The following is a 19,893-nucleotide window of genomic DNA, read 5'->3' as shown; positions in this document are numbered from 1 at the left end:
TTCCGTAGCGGCGCGACCGGCGTTGTCGTTACGATTCGTTTATTACTCCGTGGGCATAAGCGAACCGCCGAAAACGTTGCTAATAGGGCTATCAGGGCCTCTACCCGAAGAATGCCGTTTCCGAATAGGGAATGAACTTCGAGGTCAAGTAGACCGTCAGATTGTCCTTGACAGCCTCTCGCTTGTCGGCGTCAGGTCGTGACCGTCGGAATCCTTTTGAGATTAATTCGCTTAAGTTGACATAGGCGTGGCCACCAATGAGCAACCACAGCGATAGGACAGAAAGAGTCGTCCTCTGTTTCGATAGGGACAACAGCGTCTCTGTCAACCCCCATCCGGAACACCGGGCAGTTCCTATCGGTTGGATTCAGTATTGGGCGCACGTTGAAGAGACTCCCGTGTGGTGTACTGGGAATCAGCATTTGAGGGTGGAAACGGAAACCCCCGGTATTCGGGAAGCAGAATACCTTTGGGAAGAGCATATCGCAGGCGAACAGTACAAGTACGAAAACTCGCAGTTTGAGGACTTCATCAAGCCACGCCGCCGCGATGGTCTTCGACTAATTCAGGACGTGTATGAAGCCGCGTTCCCCGACGAGGACTTACGGTTTATCGTCGTTGACGACGCGGACGTGAGTGACCTGTCGGACGAAGGCCCGTGGACTTGGTACGCACCGTGGGATTTCGTGGAAGCAGTTGAATCAGGCGAGTTCGTGCTGGACGAACCGGACGGAGACTCATTCCGTAACGAAGGCGTTCCATTCAATTCTACTGACCAACCGGACTTTGAGGCCGACCAACGGCGGGAACTCCGGCAGATACAGAAGAGGGTGCGTACCCCTGTCGCTTCCGAAAAATAACAGAGTGTCTCACCTGTCGAGTTAGAACGTTGGCAGGGGTATTCTGGTAACGAGATAGTCCACCCCGAGCTTCACCGGAGCAAATAACCGGCTCGCATGGAATAGGACGCATATGACCCTCTCCTTGGAAGAACTGGACTCACATCTTTTCAAATGCGCCGACATAATTCGTGACGCCGTTGACCCCACCGACTATAAGGAGTTCATACTCCCCCTCGTGTACTACAAGTCGATTTCCGACGAGTTCGAGAAACAGTACCAGCAGAACCTCGAAGAGTACGGCGAGGACTTCGCCCGCCGGGAGAACCTATACGACATTCCGGTTGTTCCCGAGGGCTACCTGTGGGACGACCTTCGTTCCGTCTCGGACAACGTGGACAAGGAACTGAACGAAGCCTTCGACGCGCTTACCGACGAAAACCCCGAACTTCAGGGACTCTTCCGGGCAGACTACATCGACGCCGACGCGCTGGACGACGACCGGCTCGGGAAGCTGGTTGAACACCTCTCGAAGTACGACCTCGACCGGGACAGCATCCCGCCAGACATGCTCGGAGAGGCGTACATGGATTTAGTTCGCCACTTCGCAGAGGAAGAGGGGAAATCAGGGGGGCAATTTTTTACGCCGCCACATATCGTCAATCTTTGCGTTCGCCTCGTGGACGAGTTCGAGGATGGTATGACCTTCCACGACCCGACGGTCGGTTCGGGTGGTATGCTCATTGAGGCCGCCCGCTACTACCGCGAGGAACAGGGTGGCGACCCCTCGAAGATGACATTCACCGGGCAGGAAATCAATCCCGACATTGCGGCGATTGCGAAGATGAATCTCTCGATTCACGGCCTGAATGGCACCATCGAACGCGAGGATTCACTGTCGAGTCCCGCGTTCACCAACGAGGACGACAACGCACTCACGCGCTTCGACCGGGTGCTGGCTAACTTCCCGTTCTCCGTCGATTGGGACAAGGACGGGCTTCAGGACGACCCGTATGGTCGCTTCCATTGGGACGAGAAACTCCCCCGCGCCGACCGGGGCGACTACAGTTTCATCATGCACATGGCCGAGCAACTGAAAGACCCCGAGCGTGGCGACGACTCGGGTGGGAAGGCGGCTATCGTCATTCCCCACGGGGTGCTGTTCCGCAAGCACGAGAGCAAATACCGCGAGCCAATGCTCGAAGACGACCTTGTGGAAGCAATCGTCGGACTTCCGGGCAACCTCTTTCAGAATAACAGTATCCCGTCGGCCATCCTCGTCCTGAACACTGACAAGCCCGACGAGCGAGCGAACGAGGTACAATTCGTTCACGCCGCTGATGAGGAATTCTACCGCGAACTCTCGAATCAGAATGAACTCACCAAAGAGGGACTTGACCACATCGTAGAGAACTTCCGTAACTGGACGACGGAAGAACGTGTTAGTCGAACAGCCGAACTGGACGAAATTCGGGAGAACGATTACAACCTGAATATCGCGTTGTACGTCGATACGACCGAACCGGAGGAAGAGATTGACGTACAGGAAGAACTTGGGAAACTACGCGAATTACAGGCCGAACGTGACGAGATAGAAACTCGAATGGATAGCCACATGGAGGCGCTGAATTATGAGTGAGGAAGCAAAATTGGATGATTTCAAAGACCACCGAGAGCAGGCCAATGAATGGGCTGAAAAAAGTCTTGTTGACCTGTGCGAGATTGGTGGTGGAAGCACTCCAAAAAAGAGCAACGACGAATACTGGGATGGGGGAAAAATTCTGTGGACAACGCCGAAAGATTTCGACGCCCCACGACTGAATGACACTGAAGACAAGATGACGAAGAAGGGGGTAGAGGCGTCAACATCCAAAATATATTCTTCAGGAACAACTCTCATGGTTGTTCGGAGTGGCGTTCTACGTCACACATTACCGGTTGCGATGGTTGATAATCAAACGACTATCAATCAGGATTTGAAGGCACTTGACCCGGACAATGAACAAGTCAACGCAGAGTACTTTTTCCAAGCAATCTCGGGTCTTTCCGAAGATATACGCGGGAGTTGTAAGAAGACGGGGACGACTGTTGAGAGTATTCAGACGAATGTGCTGAAACAGTATCAACTGCCTGTACCATCAAAATCTGAACAACAAAAAATCGCTACTGTACTTCACAACGTAGACCAAGCGATTCAGAAGACGGGAGAAATAGTTGAACAGGCGAATCGGCTCAAAAAGAGTTTCATTCAGGAGTTCTTTTCGCGAGGTTATTACGACCATCAAGAATGGCACCAAGTCGATATGCAGGACGCTTACGTGATGACAAGGACAGAGACCCTTCCTGCGGCGTGGGATATTAAGAAATCAGGCAAGATTACAGAGGTAAAAACAGGCCACACTCCATCTACCTCTGTCGATGAGTATTGGGACGGAGAAATTTCGTGGGTAGACATTCACGACCTGACCCAACTCGAAGGAACAGTCATTCACACTACTGACGACACCATCACCAAAGAAGGTCTGAACAACTCGGGAGCAAAACTCCTACCAGAAGGTACTCTCGTCCTTTGTCGCACTGGTGCTATCGGAGAAACGGCTATCTTGGGAAAAGAAATGGCGACCGACCAAGACCAAGTGACGTTCGAGTGTGACAAAAGTGAGGTACTCCCTCGGTATCTCATGTACCTCTTCGAGTACGCAACCCCACAGCTTGAACGACTCTCGGCGGGCAGTACTCACAACAAGGTTCAGTTACACTTCTTCTCTAACTTGGAGATTCCACTTCCCGAGATAGACGAACAAAGAAAAATTATAGAGGTAATCGAATCGGTTGATGAGGTTTCACAGGCCAACAAAAAGCAACTGGACAATCTTCACCAAGTCAAGCAGGGCCTCGTACAAGACTTGTTGTCAGGAACAGTCCGAACAACCAACACTAACATAGAGGTGCCAGAAGAAATCGAACAGCATGGTTAGTGATAGAGGACTGAACTACGCTCTTGGGAATCTTCTCGCCGGGCCAAGCCAGTGGCGAAACATGTATTCTACTGGCGCGTCCGTCGCTTTCATCGTCAATGTCTCACTTGCGTATCTGAATATTCTCCCACCACTCTACTCCAGCTCAAGTTCTGAAGTGGCCGACACGCTCGGAGTTTTTATACTGGAACTGGTCAATGCGATGTTGCCGATAGTTGCGTGGGCACTGGACAGGCCGATTAAGGCCGTACTGACGGTGATTGTGTACATATTCGTGGGCCTGTCCGTGTGGACTGTAAAGTATGAAACGGCCACGGGAGGCTTCTAATGACTACAGCACCAACCGAAGAGGGCGTTGAACACTCGCTACTGTCGTGGCTCAATACCGTCGGGTGGGACACCTACGGACAGGACGGCGACCGTGGTGCCAGCGCCCTCGACGCCGCATACGACCGGCAGAGCCACGAAATCGTCTATTGGGATTTACTGGCCGAACAGGTCATAGCGCTGAACAAGGACGTGACCGAGGAAAATGTCGAGAAATTCATTTCGTCCCTGAAGCGCGACCTCGACAGCGAGAGCCTGATAGACGGTAATCGGGCGTTCTACCAACTGCTGACGAAGGGCAAGACCTTCTCCGTCCGCCGCCCTGATGGAGTGGCGAAGACCGTCTATGTAGACCTGATAGACTACAAAAACCCCGAGAACAACACCTTCCACGCCGTGAATCAGTTCTCGGTATCGCGCGAGACGACCATCCGCCCGGACATGAACCTCTTCGTCAACGGGATTCCGCTCGTCACGATGGAACTCAAGAGCCGGGCACAGGACAACGATTGGCATGACGCTGTGAGCGACCTGCTGGCCTACCAAGAGGGTGTACCCCGACTGTTCGCCCCCGGCCTATTCAACGTCGCCGCAGACACGATGGAATTGCGCTACAGTGCGGTCGGCGCACCGCGCGAGTTCTACGAACCTTGGAACGACGCCCCCGAACAGTACGCCGACGACAACGAAATGCGCCAAGCCGTGAAGGCGCTGTGTAATCCCGGCTCCCTTCTGGACCTTCTGAAGAACTTCGTCTTCTACGAGCGCCGAGCCGGAGGGGACGCGAAAATCGTTCCTCGGTATATGCAATACTACGCCGTGAACGCGATTCTCGACCGCGTGGGTGAGGGCGAGGACAAGACCGGCCTCATTTGGCACACGCAGGGGTCGGGGAAGTCCTTCACAATGCTCTACGCCGCCGAGAACCTGCTGTCCCGCGACATGGCCGACAACCCGCAGGTGTTCATCATTGTGGACACGGACAAACTGAACTCCCAAATGCGGGACCAACTGGCGAACCTCTCCCTCGAACGGTGGACCGAGGCCACGGGTATCGACCACCTCGAAGAACTCATTGAAGAGGGCCAGAGCGAACTCGTCCTTACCACCATTCAGAAGTTCCAAGACGTAGAGCCAGACGCGCAGGGCAACGACGAGGTAATTGTCATGAGCGACGAGGCTCACAGATTTATGGAAGCCGACCTTGGCAGTCGTCTCGACAACGCGCTTCCGGACTGCTACCACTTCGGCTTCACCGGAACCCCGGTTAGGGAAGGCGAGACGCAGAAAGCCCGCAACACCTTCCGCGAGTTCTCGCCCGACGGCGAAGACTACCGAACCGGCGAACGGTATCTACACCAGTACACCGTCAAGGAAGGTATCGAGGACGGCCTGATTCTACCCGTCTACTTCACGCTCCGCCACGAGATGGAATGGAAGATTGACGAGGCCGGGTTGGACGACGAGTTCGATCAAGAGTTTCGGGGCCTCACCAAAGACGAGAAGCGCGAGTTCATCCGTGAAGCCGTCAACACGACCACGCTCGCAGAAATCGAGCCGCGCGTAGACAAGGCAGTCGAGGAAATCGACCAACATTACGACGAACACGTTTCCCCGAACGGCTGGAAGGGGATGGTCGTCACGCCGAGCCGCCGGTCAGCCGCCATGTACGGCAAGCGACTCACCGACCGTCGTGGCGAAGACGAGGTGGAAGTTCTCTACACGACCACCAACGATGACCCCGACCTGATTCAGCAGTTCCACACCGACCCGGATGAACGCGACAGTATCATCAAGTCGTTCAAGGAAGACGAAGACCCGAAACTGCTGGTCGTCCATAACATGTTGCTGACTGGCTTCGACGCCCCGGTTCTGAAGACCATCTACCTCGACCGGAATCTCAAGAACCATACCCTTATGCAAGCTATCGCCCGGACCAATCGGCCCGCCGAGGGTAAGGGGAACGGCGAGATAGTAGACTTCCAAGGCGTTTTCGAGAATATCGACGAGGCGCTGGACTACGACGACGAGACGAAAGCCTACGCCGCCCGCGACAAAAGTGAACTCTTTGAGGACCTGAAAGACCAGTTGGAAACAGTCATAGGTATCTTCGAGGCGATACCGAAGAACGACACACAAGAAGCCGCCTACGAGGCCGTCGAACGCGTCAGCACCCACCCTGAACGTCGTCAGTTCAAACAGGGTTTCCGACGGCTACAATCGCTCTATGAGTCCGTCGCACCCGACAAACGGCTCATAGAGAGCGGTATCGAGGACGACTACAAATGGTTGAGTCGAGTCCACGTCGCGTTCAAGCGGACCACCTCCGGCGACGACGACCCCGAAGAGGATATGCGCGAAAAGACCCGCGAGATAATCAGTGAGAACGTCGAAATCGGGGAAATCAAGCGGGACTTCCCCACGTACAAACTCGGAGAGGAATACCTCGAAGACGTGGAAGGGCTGGACAATCCCGGCGTGAAGGCGTCACAGATTGCCCACGCAACCCGTGAACACCTACACCCTCGGGAGAATCAGAACCCCCGCTACAAGCGCTTGAGCGAGCGCGTGACGGACATAGTGGAACGCTGGCAAGGAGACGAGATAGGCGACCCCGAGGCTGTTGAAGCCCTCAAGACCGTCGAAGAAGAGCTTCTGGACGTAGAAGCCGAGGCCGACGAGAAGGGGATGAAAGACACCGAGTTCGCTATCTATACCCACCTAACCGAAGAGACACCCGAGGCTATCGAGTCCGAAGAACAAGCCGAAGCCGTGGCCGGGGAAATCGTCACGCAGTTCCGCGACCGTGTGGACCGAGGGTATCACGGCTGGAAGACGAACCAGCAGACCATCGCTGAAATCGAGCGTGTCCTGCTGGACGTGCTGGTCAAGCAGTACGACCTTGGACGCTTGATTCAGGACGACGACGATTTCATAGACGCGATTCGGAACTACCTCATTGCGAACAATGGCTAAAGCACAACCTCGGAAAATCGACCTGTTGGGGAACCCCATCGAGTACGAGGTACGCCGCAGTGCTGACGCCAGCGAGCCACGTATCGACGTGGACATACATGGCGTAACGGTCGTCCTTCCCGAGTCCGAAGACGCTCGTTCATCGAGATTGCTGAAGGAGAACGCGGCGTGGGTCGTTGACCAGCAACGGAAGTACGACACCTACCGTGAGCAAGCCCCCGACCGGACCTTCGAGGCTGGCGAGGTCTTCCCCGTACTCGGTGAAGACCGGGAAGTCGTCATAGAGCCACGCCGGAAGCATGATGTGGACGAGGACTCGATTCGTCTCCGGAAGAGCGCCGTTGAGCAATCAACGGTCAAGCAAGTTCTCGAAAACTTCTACAGGAGACGGGCGCGGGACTATCTCACCGACCGTACCGACCACTACGCCGAACGCATGGGTGTCGAGTACGAAAAAATCGAACTTCGGAACCAGCGAACTCGGTGGGGTAGTTGCTCGACCGGTGGAACGATTAGCCTGAACTGGCGGCTCATTATGGCCCCGCCCGAGGTTGTTGATTATCTCGTTGTTCACGAACTCGCCCACCTGACCGAACAACACCACGGGCGAGAGTTCTGGCAGTTGGTCGGAGAACACGTATCGAACTACAAGGAGAAGGCCAAGTGGCTGGAACAAAATAGCACGAACCTGATTTTCACGAAATCGGATTTATGAACTGGCAAAGACTCCGTAGTGAGAAAATATCTGTCGAAAAAGGGGTCGGAATTGCCGTTGTCTTCTCTCACGTCGCACTTCTGGTTGTCGGGATAACCCTGTTTTCAATGGGCCTCCTTACAACGGCAATCGATTCGATTTTTCCGAACGCAACTCCGAGTGAAGCAGGGAATATCTCGTTGTCAGTTATCTCTATTCTCGTGAATACTCTCCTTACAGGTGGTCTGATATGGATATATCTTCGCCAGACGAGAGTTCTGGAAGACCAGAGAGACATTAGCGAAGAACAAGCGTCTATCGCAGAAGAGCAAACGTCAATCAGTGAAGAACAGACTTCAATACAAGAACGACAGCAAGAGATAATGGAGGCCGAGTACATTCCTGCTGTCGATATTTCGGTAACTGAAGCCTCGGATGATTCTATCACTATTCACTGTTCCAATCAAGGAACTGGCCTCGCCAAGCGATTCAAGATTGATGTTGAGTTCTACGTTGGCGAAGAAGCGATGGACGGGCCTGCTGATTATGATATGGGCGTAGAGGTGGAACCGCTCTCTAACAAAGTTTTCACCAGTACTGAACAGGACACACCACGGGGAGAGGTTACATTTCGTGCCACCTACACAGGAGGTGCAACTACACCGAAGAGAGTAGGCGCTGATGAAGACCTACCGCAAGCCCGTACAGAAGAGATTCTTCGTGAAGATGATGAACAGGACCTGAAGTTCTCACTCTATTTCGAGCGATATGTAGAACCCGGCGGAGAACAGTCAACTCGGTTCTCATTCAGTGAGGGTGTGGAAGAACTCATGGAAGAGAATATTAGTACACTTGGATTCGGTATCGGTATCTCTTATCGAGACATATTCGACAATAAGGTAGCGGATAGGACACTGGCTACTGGCTGGATAGATATTCGAGATGGTTCCAGTGTGGAACAACTGTTTGAGGATTCAGAAAACAGGACAATTCTATCACATAAACAACCATCACTCGATGATGAAGGAAACCTCTCACTCCGAGATGGGGAAAAAGTTCACCGAACTGGCCACTACTCCTACCTATAGAACGTTCTCACACCCGGTCTGTATCTTGCCGGCATAAACTATTATAACCGCTGAATCCGGTCGTAGAACACGTTGTGGAACTGTTCGCCGTGTTCAACCATCCATTCGAGGTATTCGTCCCATTGGTCTTGGTCAGTCACATCAGCCGACTTCGTGGCAACGATACGGCTCCGTTCCTTCCCGGCTCGCGTCTCTTCAGGTTCGTGCCAGGTTAATTGTCGGTCGAACTCCGATTCGATTTGTTGTGACTGGTCTATCAACTGCCGATACGCTTCGGCGTTATCTCGAATAATGAGTTCAGCTCGGAGTTCGTTATCGCGGGAATTGAGAATGAAGGCGAGTTCAAAGCCAGTTTTCCCAATCGGATTGTTGTACCAGTGTTGTGGGTTCGGTTTCCGAGCGCTCAAGGGCGTCTCGCGGTCCTCAATCCGGTCCCGAAACTCGGTCCAAAACTCTTCCTGTAATTTCTCCGTGTCCGTTAGTTCGCCCTCTGACCGCTTGGCCTTCTCCTTCCACTCGCTCGGCTCTGCGACAGGGTTCAGTCGGACAGCAGGGTCAGACTCACCAATCTTCCATACTTCGAGCCGTATAGCGAATAGGTCCACACCCTCGCGGCTGTTCTCGTTAAGCCACTGAATCGCGTCTCGGTGTTCGTCGTGAAATCGAGGTGAAATCCACACGATAATGTCAGCGTCAACGCCCGAAGCATAGGCAATTGATTTCCCCAAGTGGTCGTGGTCCGAGGGGTTCAGTTGGTTTTCAATGACGACGTTTCGATTGTCGTCTACGACTTCAGCGAGAATATCGACGTTGTAGCGTCCGACGCTCTTCTCTTCCTCGATTATCTCAAGGTCTAACCCCAACGAGTCTTCTAACTCCGAAACGTCTTCGGCACGTATCTCACTCGCTATCCACGGGGTGAACTCTTGAGCCTCGTGTTCCCAATACTCGCGTACCTCTTGGGATTCGAGCGAAGCAAAGTTTGGCATACAGCGAAACAGCGAGCCGATTATCAAAAATCTGCCTGCTACGTCTACGGTCTGCTTCGGTCAACGGTCTTGACACCAACCAGCCGCGACCCCCAATACACGGCCTCGACAATCACCTCGTCGGCACCATCCGTGGGTAGTCCGATAGTGCGGCTTCCACAGTCGCACATCACTCGCCGGACGACCCACCCATCGGCGTCGTAGTAGGTCGAGTAGACTACCGCCATGTCGCCCGTCCTGATACCCCTATTACACCGGTCGCATATGTGGCCTACCTGTACGCCGTTCAGCGCCGCCGCCGGAGATGGTCGGGTCACTGCCCATCACCCGCCGCGTGCGGGTTTGGTTCCTCGAATCCCTCACGATAGCAGGGCCAACAGCACAGCCCGAGGCCATCGTTCCACTCGCCACAGTCGCAATCCTCGGGACGGTCGTCGTTCCGGTCGTCAGTACCGAACTCTTCGAGGGCCGCAGTTCCTCCATCAGCGCGAACTTGCTGGTCTTCGGTGGCCGCTTCGAGGACTGGTTCTCGAATCGCTACGGCTACCATATGCTTACACACGCCGGGCTGGTACTCCCACGCTGGACACGTACAGTGCGAGGGGATACCGCTCTCGACATGGACGGTGTAAGTGTGGTTGCCAGCGTCCCCATGCGACCCATTCGTCACCTCTACGTTGCCGTCACCGAGAAGCGCGAACTCGAACGCTTCCCAAGCCGCTCGTTTCTCTACCTGTTTGTCGGCGTCGAGTACGTCCACCACATCGGTAGGGGATAGTGCCGCCATCGTTACCCCTCGATGTAGGTGACGAACTCGTTCCCGCACTCGGTACAGCGGTGGGTGTAAGTCACAAAGTCACTGTAACCGACCGACTTGCTGGTCCGGATGGCGTCAATACCGCAATCACACGGCCAACCGGAGTCCAGATGGAATCCCGGTAGCTGGCGAAGTATCTGTCGTTCAGTACACTCTTCACTCTCGGCGTTCGATGTTGTCATGGCCTTGTCGCCTCCAAGTGAGAAGGCCTCGTCCGGTGTTGTCGCACCGGGCGTTTTCGCGCGAATCACGCCCCAAGAGACGAGTCCTTCTCTATCTATACCTTGGAGGGCATGGATATTAAGTGTACTGCCTTGGACGGCATAGTTAACTGATTACGCGTAATAGAAGCCTGTATGAGCGAAGATACGAAACCGGGGCCTACATCGAGAGTGAGTGGAGATGAAATCATCAAATTGTTTCGAGACACGGACGACCCCGTACTTTCGACTGCGGAAGTGGCAGAACAGGTGCCGCTAAAACGACGCGCTACCTACAACCGGCTCCGCTCACTGGCTGACGAAGGTCGATTAGAGAGCAAGCAGATTGGGGGTCGAAACATGGTATGGTGGCTGGCCGAATCCGAGAAACTTCAACCGCGCTCGTTTATCGAACAGTGAAACCGACTCATAGAGAGTTATAGAGTTATAAAACGCTATTCAGGCGCTCTAATGGTTGTGGCTCTGGTTCATCTCCGAAAGGAACGATACCACTCGCTCCGTGACGAACGCACTCACAGCGCACTCACGGCGCTCTCACGGCTCGCTGTCGGTTCGACTATCTCCGAAAGTCAGGGTAGAGGGGTCAATACACTCGTTCATGGCAGAATAAGGAATGAATAGCTGACCAGCCTTGTTTATTGATGACGAGTCCAGCTTTCGCTATCGATACAAACACATTAGAGTTAGTACACTACTACATTGTGTAGAGTGAGCGCTCCGTCGTCATCACGGGCTGTTTCATCTGTTGTTGCGACAGTCTTGATGGTCGCAATAGTGGTTATACTGGCCGCTACAATGTCTGTCTATGGGCTTGGGTTTGCTGACGATATAACCCGACCCGGACCCCTCGTCGGACAGTCAAGTGGTGAGCTTGTCTCTCAAGATGGTAATGATGGGGGTGTTATCCGGATAACACACATCGCAGGCGATAGAATAAAAACAGGTGATTTAGAAATCGCTGTCGACGCGCAGGACGCCTGCGGGAAGTCTGGTCGATTAGTGAACCTGCCAGCAAGTGGTGGCGACCCGCAACCAACGAGCGAGTACGTTCGTGGCGACGATATTTTCGACAACTCGGCTAATTCAGTAGGTGGGCCAATTGGAGAGGCTGGTGGCGTGTGGGAACCGGGCGAAACAGCAACGTTCCGGTTAGCCAGTAGTGAGTGTACACTCAATAGTGGCGATAGCATAACCGTTCGCGTCGTCCACACGCCGACGAACTCGGTCGTAATCAAGCAAACACTGACCACAACGTAGGCGAGAAAATACTCCGCCCTCGTCGCCCGGCTGGAGTTCTGAAATCCACGAGAGAAAATACAAGCCAGTGGCGTCCCATTCCGTTGACATGGCAGAAACAAACGTCGGTGGCCGCGACCGTCTCGCCCGCGCATTGCTCGCCGCCCTGCTGACCATCGTGGCTGTCAGCACACTCCGAAAGGGGAAGCGCAAGACTGGCTTGCTGGCTCTCGTCGGGGCGCTCGGGTTGGGATTCAACGCGACGACCTGCTTCTGCGGGCTGAACAAGACGCTCGGTATCGACACGACTGACGAGTAGACGCCGGTCAGAGCCGCAAGACGACTCCGAGAAAATCCTATGTTAGCATAGCGGCGACACAGCCCTGTTCTCGACGCCGCTCAAAGCGTTAGAGACGGTTGTGGACAAGGACTATTTAGCGTCGATTGAATGATTCTATGACAATGGTAGAAGAGCGACTATCTTACGACGAAGACGTTCGGAAAGACCCTACCAGCGGACGGAAGGCTAACTTCAAACAAGGCTGGACGCGAGCCGTGGAAGGTCAAGAGTACGAAGGTGTGCTTGAAGAATTGACGTGGAACAATCTCGGTTGGCGACTCGGTCGTGTTTTCGGTGACACACCAGAGTACCTCCGAGACGAAATGTACGAGTGGTGTAAGGAACAGAGAGACGCCACAGACGACTCATAATTATTCCCTGCTTATTTTAAGGGAAGAAATAACCAGCCTTCGTCGTCCGGTTCAAGTTCTACCGCCACTCTTCATGTCTGTCACAGAGCGAGGTTCTCAATACCGAGTCGTTTCTCAATTCTGATTTTCTTTTGTTTTATCAGATGGGATATGTACTCTTCGTAGTCTTGGTTGGGATAGTGTGGATTAGGTCTTGTTTCTTCATGCGGGAATGTATTCAACGCACCCGCAAGAGCCGCTAACGAAGAAATAGTCTTTTTCCTGTCAATCTCGTTGTAGAGCGTTTTCAGTTGTCTCAACTCTTCATGGAGTTCTGCTGTTTCCTTTTCGACACCACTTTCTCGTCTTCTTCGCAGGAGTGACTGTACCTCTTCATAATTCGCAACGCTACTTTTTGTATTCCTTCTCACATATATACTGCCTTCGTCGATGTTTTTCCCGGCGTTCGTTGCTACAAGAGGGACAAGTTCACCTGCGCCATTAATGAAGAGGGCTTGAAATGTATGGCCAGAAATTCCATCATCGTATACTTCCCCGTATGAGAATGTCTCCAGTGAATAAACATCATGCGCAGAGTCAGGAAGATATTTTTCGACCTTGTTTCCAAAGTCGGATTCATCAAGAGGGTCGTCTACACCAGATGATTCGAGTGATTTATCTCCGGCTTCTTCTACACCGATTATGATAGCACCCCCACCAGAGTTAGAGAAGGCCAAGATATGTCGGGCCAATTGTGAACGTTCGTGCCACTCACTCTTGAAGTCGAGATAATCGTATTCTTTGTCGACGCTCAAAATAGCCGGAAGATTATCTTTTGATGGAGAAGTAAAGAAGCGCTCTAAATCGTCTTTGATTGACTCTTGATATTCGAGGTCGTCATTGGCCATGTGTAGGCTACTCTCGCCCATTTGCCAAAGAATTGTCGTTACAAATACTTTAGAAAATAGAAGTAATGGTGCGGAAAGGCAGGACAAACCGAAAGAGGCTACGGCGAACTTGCTTCTGGATTCTACAATCCTTGGACACTTGAGGTAGGGCATCACCCCATCCTATCGAGCGCGTCCCGGCGGTCTTCGACCGGCGCTTGGTCATACTTCGCGGTCGTTTTGATACTACGATGGCGAAGCTGTGATTGCGCGGCGGCCAGCCCTTCTTCGCGCGCCATATAAGTGCCAGTCGAGTGCCGAATCGCGTACCAACTAATATCGCGCTCAATCTCTGCGAGGTCACACACGGCGTCGAGGACGTAGCGGAGCGACGACGCACTGTAGGGGTTCGAGTGTCGCGTCAACCAGAGTCGGTCAGAATCTTCATACTTTTCGTACATTTCTCGTTCTTCGAGCCAGCGGGCGAGATATTCAGTCGTCTCACGGCGCAGGCTGACTGTCCAATTGTCTTCGTTCTTTGAACTCTCCGCCTCTGGAATACGAAGGGTGGCATTCTCTACATCTACCCAATAGGTTCGAGCGCGGCCAACCTCTATGGGACGAAGGCCTGCGTCGAGTGCCGTATGGATGATTGATGGATATTTGAAGCCGTTCGCACGGTCCCAATCGTTTCGTGAGACTTCGGACGTTGGCTTCCCGTATCGACGAGCGAGGAACCGCTTCCACTTCGTTCGTTCCTCGGGTTCGAGTGCCGCGTAGGCGGGGACAGTTCCGTATTCGAGCGCGGCCTCGCGGAGCGCAGTTCGTTCCTCGTCGGACAAGAAGTCCCGAGGTTGCGAGACACCTGACGACGAACTGATGGTAATGTCTGGCTCCCATTCGTTTCCTTGGAACCGAAAGTAGGCAAGCAAAGCCAGTTTCGTGTTGTGTAGGTGGGTCTTTGAATACTCGTCGTCGGCCAAGAGCAAGGACCGAAGGTAATCTTCTGCGTCGTCGTGGTCAACGTCGAGTGTGTACCTGTCACGCGACCACATCTCGCGCAGAAATCTATCTATGATACTCGCGTAGTTCTTCGTGGTGTGGTGTGCGTACCCTTCGAGCGCGTCCGGGTTCTTTCCTTGTCGCGCGAGCCATTTCAGTAATTTTCGGCGGTGACTCTTGTAGGCGACTCGTTGGCGTTCATTGAGGTAATCGCGGGACGGACGGGGAATAAGAACGATACCTTCAACTTTCTCGGGGTTGTTTCGACTCATAGTCCCTGTATGACGGCGATTTCAGCGGTTTCGGCGCGATTCAATCGAGGCACAATGGAACGTGTCAATTTCATTGGTTTCGTCCTCGAAGGCGCTGAAATCGCATGACGTGACGGGGACGCCCACAGATTGCTCGGTGGGATGGCAGAGTGGCCCATTGCGCCGGTCTTGAAAACCGGTAGCCTCACGGCTTCCTGGGTTCAAATCCCAGTCCCACCGTGAGCGCGCGGTGCACCCCGCGCCGCGCACGTTTCGTGCGGGATTCGAATCAGAGAGCCGCAGTGCCCGAACGGGACCCCTGCAGTCACCCGATCAGGTCTTCTGTGTGACCCTCACTCCACCAGTGGAGAAAACGGAATTAGTTACGTCCACGCGAACTCTGGTCTCGCTCGACGCCAACCGGAGTCCCCGCTCCGTGCGCCTGGAACCGCAATCATACCGCTAATCGCCCGAATCGAACGACGACGCTCGCGTCCGGTGCCGTGTGTTATCGCGTGCCGCATTATCTTTAACAGGTTTCCAACACATGTTAGGAGTAGGTGATACAAGCATGAGCTACGAACTCGATCCGCTACCGTACGAGTACGACGCGCTGGAACCGCACATCTCCGAGCAGGTGCTCGAATGGCATCACGACACCCATCACCAGGGGTACGTCAACGGCTGGAACTCGGCCGAAGAGACGCTCGAAGAGAACCGTGAGTCCCACGACTTCTCTTCGTCGGCCGGCGCGATCCGGAACGTGACCCACAACTCCTCGGGTCACATCCTCCACGACCTGTTCTGGCAGAACATGTCCCCCGAGGGCGGCGACGAGCCTTCGGGCGCGCTCGCCGACCGCATCGAGGAGGACTTCGGCTCCTACGAGGCCTGGAAGGGCGAGTTCGAGGCCGCCGCCGGCAACGCGTCCGGCTGGGCGCTCCTGATGTACGACACGTTCTCGAACCAGCTCCGCAACGTCGTGGTCGACAAGCACGACCAGGGCGCGATCTGGGGCGGTCACCCCATCCTCGCGCTGGACGTCTGGGAGCACTCCTACTACCACGACTACGGCCCCGCCCGCGGCGAGTTCGTCGACAACTTCTTCGAAGTCGTCGACTGGACCGAGCCGTCCGCCCGCTACGAGCAGGCCGTCGACCTCTTCGAGTAAGCGCGTTCGAGAGGACGCGTTACGCGCGTCGAGATCCGCATTTTTCGCGGTACGCCGCCCGAAAGCGACGGATTCGTTCGGGCCGACCGATGTACGAGTAGTCGCCGATAGATTAGCGGAGAACGGCCTCGACGCCGGGAAGCCACGTACACTCGGTTGACGCTGGATTACTGACGAAGACCTCCAAAGCCCCAGCCGCGAGGACTCGATGGCCTCGCTGCGGTCCTCGTCGCTCACTCCGTTCGCTCCTGCGGTCCTTACGTCGGCCGTCTTCGTCCTCGCGGCTGCCCCTTTGAGTCCCACCCCGCACCGCACAGCGACCGCACCTCTCGCCTCCCCAGCCTCGTCGGTGGTCCTCCGCTTCGCTTCGGACCACCGACTCCCTCGCGCGTGCTGACTCGCGGCCTGTCGGCCGCTCGCAGGCACGCGCCGCCGCGGTGGATCGTGTGGGCTCGGACGGTCGTGCGCCGACCGATTCGATCCGTATCGGCAGCGTTTACGGAGCCGCCGCCGTACCGCCGGCCATGCCCGAGCCGAAGTCGACGTTCGACGCGACCTACCCGTGCGAGTTCTACGAGCCCGCGGAGCTGTTCGAGCCGGACCTGATGTACACCGTCCCCGAGATCGCCCGGCTCCTGCAGGGGTTGGAGCCGGACGCGCAGGTCGACCCCGACACCGAGGCGGTCCTGATCGACTGGGCGATCCCGTGGGTGATGACCCACGCCGAGGACGTCGTCATCGCGGAGCCGTTGGAAGAGGACGGCCCCGGCTACTACGGGGTCGCCGAGCACGCGATCGACGAGGGGGCCGACGAGAGCGGCGGCGACGCCGACGCGAGCGACGGATCCGACGCGTGAGCGGGAGCCGACCCGACGACGCGCCGGTCCTGCTCGTCGCGGGCGGCGCCCGCGTCGACGCCGGCAAGACGACGTTCTCGACGGGGCTGGCCGCGTGGCTCGCCGAGCGACGCGGCGACGCGGTCGGCGTCAAGCCCCGCGCCGGCAACGACCACTGGTTCGACCACGACGACTACCGGATCGCGACCGACGGCGGCCGGCTCTACGGGAAGGACGCGCGGCGCCTCGCGGCCGCGAGCACCCGACCGCTCGCCGCGGTCGGCGGGGGGCGTCGCCCCGAGACGGTCGCGCCCGAGTCGATCAACCCCGTCCACCGGCTCTGGCGGCCGACGCCCGGGCGGACCGGGATGCTCGGCGACGCGGACCGCACGTTCCTCTGCGACCGCGTCACGGGCGCGGAGGGGAGCCGGTTCGTCGTCAACGGCGCGGCCGAGGCGGCGGGGCTCCTGCCCGACGACCTCGCGGCGCGGCTCCCGCTCGCGGACGCGACCCGCGTGGACGACGTGGCGGCGTTCAACGACGTGATGGCCGCGGAGTACCTCCCGGCGTTCGACCGGCTCGCGGAGCGGATCGCGGCGACGGCGGTCCCCGTCGCCGTCGAGTCGTACGCGGACGTGGCCGACCCGCTCCCGCGGGGCGGACCGGTGGCGCCAGACGCGGTCGCCGTCGTCGACCCCGGACGGGCGCGGATCTACGCGGGCGACCGCTACGCGAAGGCGCGTGCGGTCGCCTCGAGGAGCCCCCGCGAGGGGACCATGGAGGAGCACACGGGGACCGTGACCGACATGATCGAGCCGGTGGCGACGGTCGATCTGCCGGCGCTCGGCGGCGAGGTCCGGGGGGATCCGGAACGGGTCGTGGAGCGCTACGGGACCGCGTACGAAGCGCTGTTCGAGGCGGTCTGACGGCGGGCGAGGAGCGGGACGGCGCGTCGGCTACGCGTTCCGCTTCGTGTAGTGCTCGATGGCGGACTCGATGGAGGAGAGCTCGGCGTTCACCCGCGAGTCGGCGACGCGCATGAAGCCGGGCGTGTAGGAGGCGGAGTAGTCGAAGATGGCGTTGACGGCGCGCTTCGGCGCGGAGACCGCCGCGAAGTCGGTGACGGTGTAGACGCGGGTCGTGGGGAACGCGGTCCAGAACGTGCCGGAGACCCAGCGGTCCTCGTCCTCGAAGGTCGTGCCGACGCGGCCGGTCGCGAGGTACTCGCCGTCGTGGTAGAACAGCAGGAGGTCGCCCTCGGACATTCGCTCGAAGGTGGAGCCGTTGCCGCTCTCGTCGTCGACGGCCCACAGCCGGGCCTCGTCGAGGTCCGCCAGGGGCTCCGGCCGGTCGTCGTACTCGGTGAGATCGACCGCGGACCGGACCGTTCGGTCGAAGTTCTCCGGGTCGATCGGGACCAGGAAGACGTTCGCGCTCATTGCCTCCGTTTTCGCCGGGAGGGTTTTAAACCCGTCCGTTGTCGCGTCGCCCCGGTCAGGAGACGACGCCCGATCGATTGACGACGCCCGATCGGTGGACGACGCTCGACCGGAAGGGCGGGTTGACGCGTCCGGGGCGGGCGGCTCAGTCGTCGCCGTAGCCCTCGTAGATCCGGTCCATGCGCGCGGCCATCACGAAGTCGGACTCGTGGAGCCCGCCGATGTCGTGGCTCCACATCTCGACCCCGACCTCCCCCCACGACAGGTGCAGGTCTGGGTGGTGCCACTCCGCCTCGGCGAGCTCGCCGACGTCGTTGGTGAACGCCAGCGCGGACGCGAAGTCGTCGAACTCGTAGGTCGCCTCCAGGTGGTGGTCGTCGACGACCTCCCACGCGTCCCCGAGCTCGGCGAGGTACTCGGCGTACCCGTCCTCGGTCAGCGGCTCGTCTCCCTCCTCCGACGGTTCGACCGGCTCGTCCGCGAGCGATGACGCCATGCGACGGCGTTGGGCGACGAGCGGCTTGTACCTTCGGTGCCGGACCGAGTGTTTGCGAGAGTCGCAGGGTTCGACGGGCCGGTGGCTTCCGGAGACTCATTCGGTCGTTCGTACGAGTCTGACGACGAACCGAAGGCGAACATCTCCGAAGTCCCAGCGGCTCGGCGATACGTGACTGCGTCCACCGAGAACACCGCCAAAGCCCCAGCCGCGAGGGCTCGGTGCGGTCGCTGCGGTCCTCGGTCGCTCGCGAGGCTCGCTCCCTGCGGTCCTCGCGTCCCGCGCCGTCGCCCTCGCGGCTGCCCCTTTGAGTCCCGCCCCGCTCCGCCCAGCACAGCACCTCACGCCTCCCCAGCCTCGTCGCTCACGCCCTGCGGGCGTTCGCGACTCCCTCGCGCGTGCGACTCGCACCCTTCGGGCGCTCGTCGGCACGCGCCACCGCGGTATTAATTCTGAATCGTCGGCGCGGCGAACGGGATTCGACCGTCGCTCAGCCGATCCGATCGCTCACCGCACGGCGGAGACGGTCGAGAAGGCCGGGGTCGTCGTTGGATCCGGGCTCGCCGAGCTCCCAGTCGGCCCGCTCGGCCGCCTCGCGGACGTCGCGGTACTCGAAGCCGACGTGCGTCGCGACGCGGCGGTCGGAGGAGTCGGTGCCGACGAACACGTGCCGCGGCGTGTCGGCCTCGCCGTAGACGTCGCCGAGCGTCCCCCACTTGTCCCAGTTGCGGAGCGCGTAGTCGTTCTCGACGCCGTGCTCGCGGACGAACCGCTCGACCGCGTCGGCGTCGTTGGCGACGATCCCGACGTACCGGCTCCAGCGCCGGGCGTCCGCGAAGGCCGCCGGGGGATCGGCGAGCCGCCGCGCCGCGCCGAGCGAGAGGACGAGCGTCAGCTCGCCGCTCCGGGTCGCGGGGTCGTCGTCGACGTCGAGGCTCATGGGCCCTCGTCGGGGG

General features: G+C 57.4%; 21 protein-coding genes and 1 tRNA gene. 14 read left to right on the top strand and 8 right to left on the bottom strand.

Going from position 1 to position 19,893, the window contains the following annotated elements; genetic code table 11:
• Positions 1–257: 257 nt before the first annotated feature.
• From NO900_RS00230 to NO900_RS00200, 7 genes are all read left to right on the top strand, one after another.
• Entirely contained in the window at positions 258–860 is a 603-nt protein-coding gene (locus NO900_RS00230) for a hypothetical protein (protein ID WP_256407209.1), read from the top strand.
• 112 nt (positions 861–972) lie between these two features.
• The gene (locus NO900_RS00225) at positions 973–2,478 is read left to right on the top strand and encodes a type I restriction-modification system subunit M (protein WP_256407208.1); all 1,506 of its coding nucleotides are present in this window, start codon (positions 973–975) and stop codon (positions 2,476–2,478) included.
• Positions 2,471–3,817: a restriction endonuclease subunit S gene (locus NO900_RS00220; protein ID WP_256407207.1), complete on the top strand. Its 1,347-nt coding sequence runs from the start codon at positions 2,471–2,473 to the stop codon at positions 3,815–3,817. Before NO900_RS00225 ends, NO900_RS00220 begins: the two co-directional genes overlap by 8 nt.
• Positions 3,810–4,145 (top strand): hypothetical protein, encoded by a 336-nt coding sequence (locus NO900_RS00215; RefSeq protein ID WP_256407206.1) that lies wholly within the window; start codon positions 3,810–3,812, stop codon positions 4,143–4,145. The genes NO900_RS00220 and NO900_RS00215 overlap by 8 nt, the downstream gene beginning before the upstream one ends.
• Positions 4,145–7,120 carry a type I restriction endonuclease subunit R gene (locus tag NO900_RS00210; protein ID WP_256407205.1) on the top strand — a complete coding sequence of 992 codons (2,976 nt, stop codon included), beginning with the start codon at positions 4,145–4,147 and terminating at the stop codon, positions 7,118–7,120. Before NO900_RS00215 ends, NO900_RS00210 begins: the two co-directional genes overlap by 1 nt.
• Positions 7,113–7,835 (top strand): M48 family metallopeptidase, encoded by a 723-nt coding sequence (locus NO900_RS00205; RefSeq protein ID WP_379791396.1) that lies wholly within the window; start codon positions 7,113–7,115, stop codon positions 7,833–7,835. Before NO900_RS00210 ends, NO900_RS00205 begins: the two co-directional genes overlap by 8 nt.
• Complete coding sequence (locus NO900_RS00200; RefSeq protein ID WP_256407203.1) at positions 7,832–8,902, top strand: hypothetical protein; 1,071 nt, start codon at positions 7,832–7,834, stop codon at positions 8,900–8,902. The genes NO900_RS00205 and NO900_RS00200 overlap by 4 nt, the downstream gene beginning before the upstream one ends.
• A 41-nt stretch (positions 8,903–8,943) precedes the next feature.
• Here NO900_RS00200 and NO900_RS00195 read toward each other — a convergent pair whose 3' ends face one another.
• The 3 genes from NO900_RS00195 to NO900_RS17580 are packed head-to-tail and all read right to left on the bottom strand — an operon-like array spanning position 8,944 to position 10,678.
• On the bottom strand, positions 8,944–9,891 hold the full coding sequence (locus tag NO900_RS00195) for a DUF4268 domain-containing protein (RefSeq protein WP_256407202.1): 948 nt from the start codon (positions 9,889–9,891) through the stop codon (positions 8,944–8,946).
• A gap of 44 nt (positions 9,892–9,935) precedes the next feature.
• On the bottom strand, positions 9,936–10,208 hold the full coding sequence (locus NO900_RS17675; protein WP_465261783.1) for a DUF8112 family protein: 273 nt from the start codon (positions 10,206–10,208) through the stop codon (positions 9,936–9,938).
• Positions 10,205–10,678: an SWIM zinc finger family protein gene (locus NO900_RS17580; RefSeq protein WP_379791392.1), complete on the bottom strand. Its 474-nt coding sequence runs from the start codon at positions 10,676–10,678 to the stop codon at positions 10,205–10,207. Before NO900_RS17580 ends, NO900_RS17675 begins: the two co-directional genes overlap by 4 nt.
• 386 nt (positions 10,679–11,064) lie before the next feature.
• Between NO900_RS17580 and NO900_RS00185 the strand changes: the two genes are divergently transcribed.
• The 3 genes from NO900_RS00185 (at position 11,065) to NO900_RS00175 (ending at position 12,484) form a co-directional block, all read left to right on the top strand.
• On the top strand, positions 11,065–11,328 hold the full coding sequence (locus NO900_RS00185; RefSeq protein WP_256407200.1) for a hypothetical protein: 264 nt from the start codon (positions 11,065–11,067) through the stop codon (positions 11,326–11,328).
• 309 nt (positions 11,329–11,637) lie between these two features.
• Positions 11,638–12,186 (top strand): type IV pilin domain-containing protein, encoded by a 549-nt coding sequence (locus NO900_RS17575; RefSeq protein WP_256407199.1) that lies wholly within the window; start codon positions 11,638–11,640, stop codon positions 12,184–12,186.
• A gap of 88 nt (positions 12,187–12,274) precedes the next feature.
• Positions 12,275–12,484, top strand: coding sequence for a YgaP-like transmembrane domain (locus NO900_RS00175; RefSeq protein ID WP_256407198.1), 210 nt, complete (start codon positions 12,275–12,277; stop codon positions 12,482–12,484).
• A gap of 472 nt (positions 12,485–12,956) precedes the next feature.
• Here NO900_RS00175 and NO900_RS00170 read toward each other — a convergent pair whose 3' ends face one another.
• The gene (locus tag NO900_RS00170; protein WP_256407197.1) at positions 12,957–13,763 is read right to left on the bottom strand and encodes an AlbA family DNA-binding domain-containing protein; all 807 of its coding nucleotides are present in this window, start codon (positions 13,761–13,763) and stop codon (positions 12,957–12,959) included.
• Positions 13,764–13,915: 152 nt separating this feature from the next.
• A complete protein-coding gene (locus tag NO900_RS00165; RefSeq protein WP_256407196.1) occupies positions 13,916–15,016 on the bottom strand; it encodes a tyrosine-type recombinase/integrase in 1,101 nt (366 codons plus the stop codon).
• 135 nt (positions 15,017–15,151) lie between these two features.
• Between NO900_RS00165 and NO900_RS00160 the strand changes: the two genes are divergently transcribed.
• The 4 genes from NO900_RS00160 (at position 15,152) to NO900_RS00145 (ending at position 17,928) form a co-directional block, all read left to right on the top strand.
• Positions 15,152–15,235, top strand: a tRNA-Ser gene (locus NO900_RS00160).
• Between the two features lie 331 nt (positions 15,236–15,566).
• On the top strand, positions 15,567–16,166 hold the full coding sequence (sod, locus tag NO900_RS00155) for a superoxide dismutase (RefSeq protein WP_256407195.1): 600 nt from the start codon (positions 15,567–15,569) through the stop codon (positions 16,164–16,166).
• Between the two features lie 524 nt (positions 16,167–16,690).
• The gene (locus tag NO900_RS00150; protein WP_256407194.1) at positions 16,691–17,023 is read left to right on the top strand and encodes a DUF5827 family protein; all 333 of its coding nucleotides are present in this window, start codon (positions 16,691–16,693) and stop codon (positions 17,021–17,023) included.
• The gene (locus tag NO900_RS00145; RefSeq protein WP_256407193.1) at positions 17,020–17,928 is read left to right on the top strand and encodes an ATPase; all 909 of its coding nucleotides are present in this window, start codon (positions 17,020–17,022) and stop codon (positions 17,926–17,928) included. Before NO900_RS00150 ends, NO900_RS00145 begins: the two co-directional genes overlap by 4 nt.
• Positions 17,929–17,958: 30 nt before the next feature.
• On the opposite strand, the gene NO900_RS00140 is transcribed toward NO900_RS00145, so the two are convergent.
• The 3 genes from NO900_RS00140 to NO900_RS00130 form a co-directional block, all read right to left on the bottom strand.
• Complete coding sequence (locus tag NO900_RS00140) at positions 17,959–18,441, bottom strand: hypothetical protein (RefSeq protein ID WP_256407192.1); 483 nt, start codon at positions 18,439–18,441, stop codon at positions 17,959–17,961.
• 145 nt (positions 18,442–18,586) lie between these two features.
• Positions 18,587–18,937: a 4a-hydroxytetrahydrobiopterin dehydratase gene (locus NO900_RS00135; RefSeq protein WP_256407191.1), complete on the bottom strand. Its 351-nt coding sequence runs from the start codon at positions 18,935–18,937 to the stop codon at positions 18,587–18,589.
• 490 nt (positions 18,938–19,427) lie between these two features.
• The gene (locus tag NO900_RS00130; RefSeq protein WP_256407190.1) at positions 19,428–19,877 is read right to left on the bottom strand and encodes a DUF7124 domain-containing protein; all 450 of its coding nucleotides are present in this window, start codon (positions 19,875–19,877) and stop codon (positions 19,428–19,430) included.
• Positions 19,878–19,893 lie beyond the last annotated feature (16 nt).

It is taken from the genome of Halorubrum rutilum, from assembly GCF_024494565.1.
Note: the sequence above shows the minus strand (reverse complement) of the source record. Positions and strands in the feature narration are given on the sequence as shown.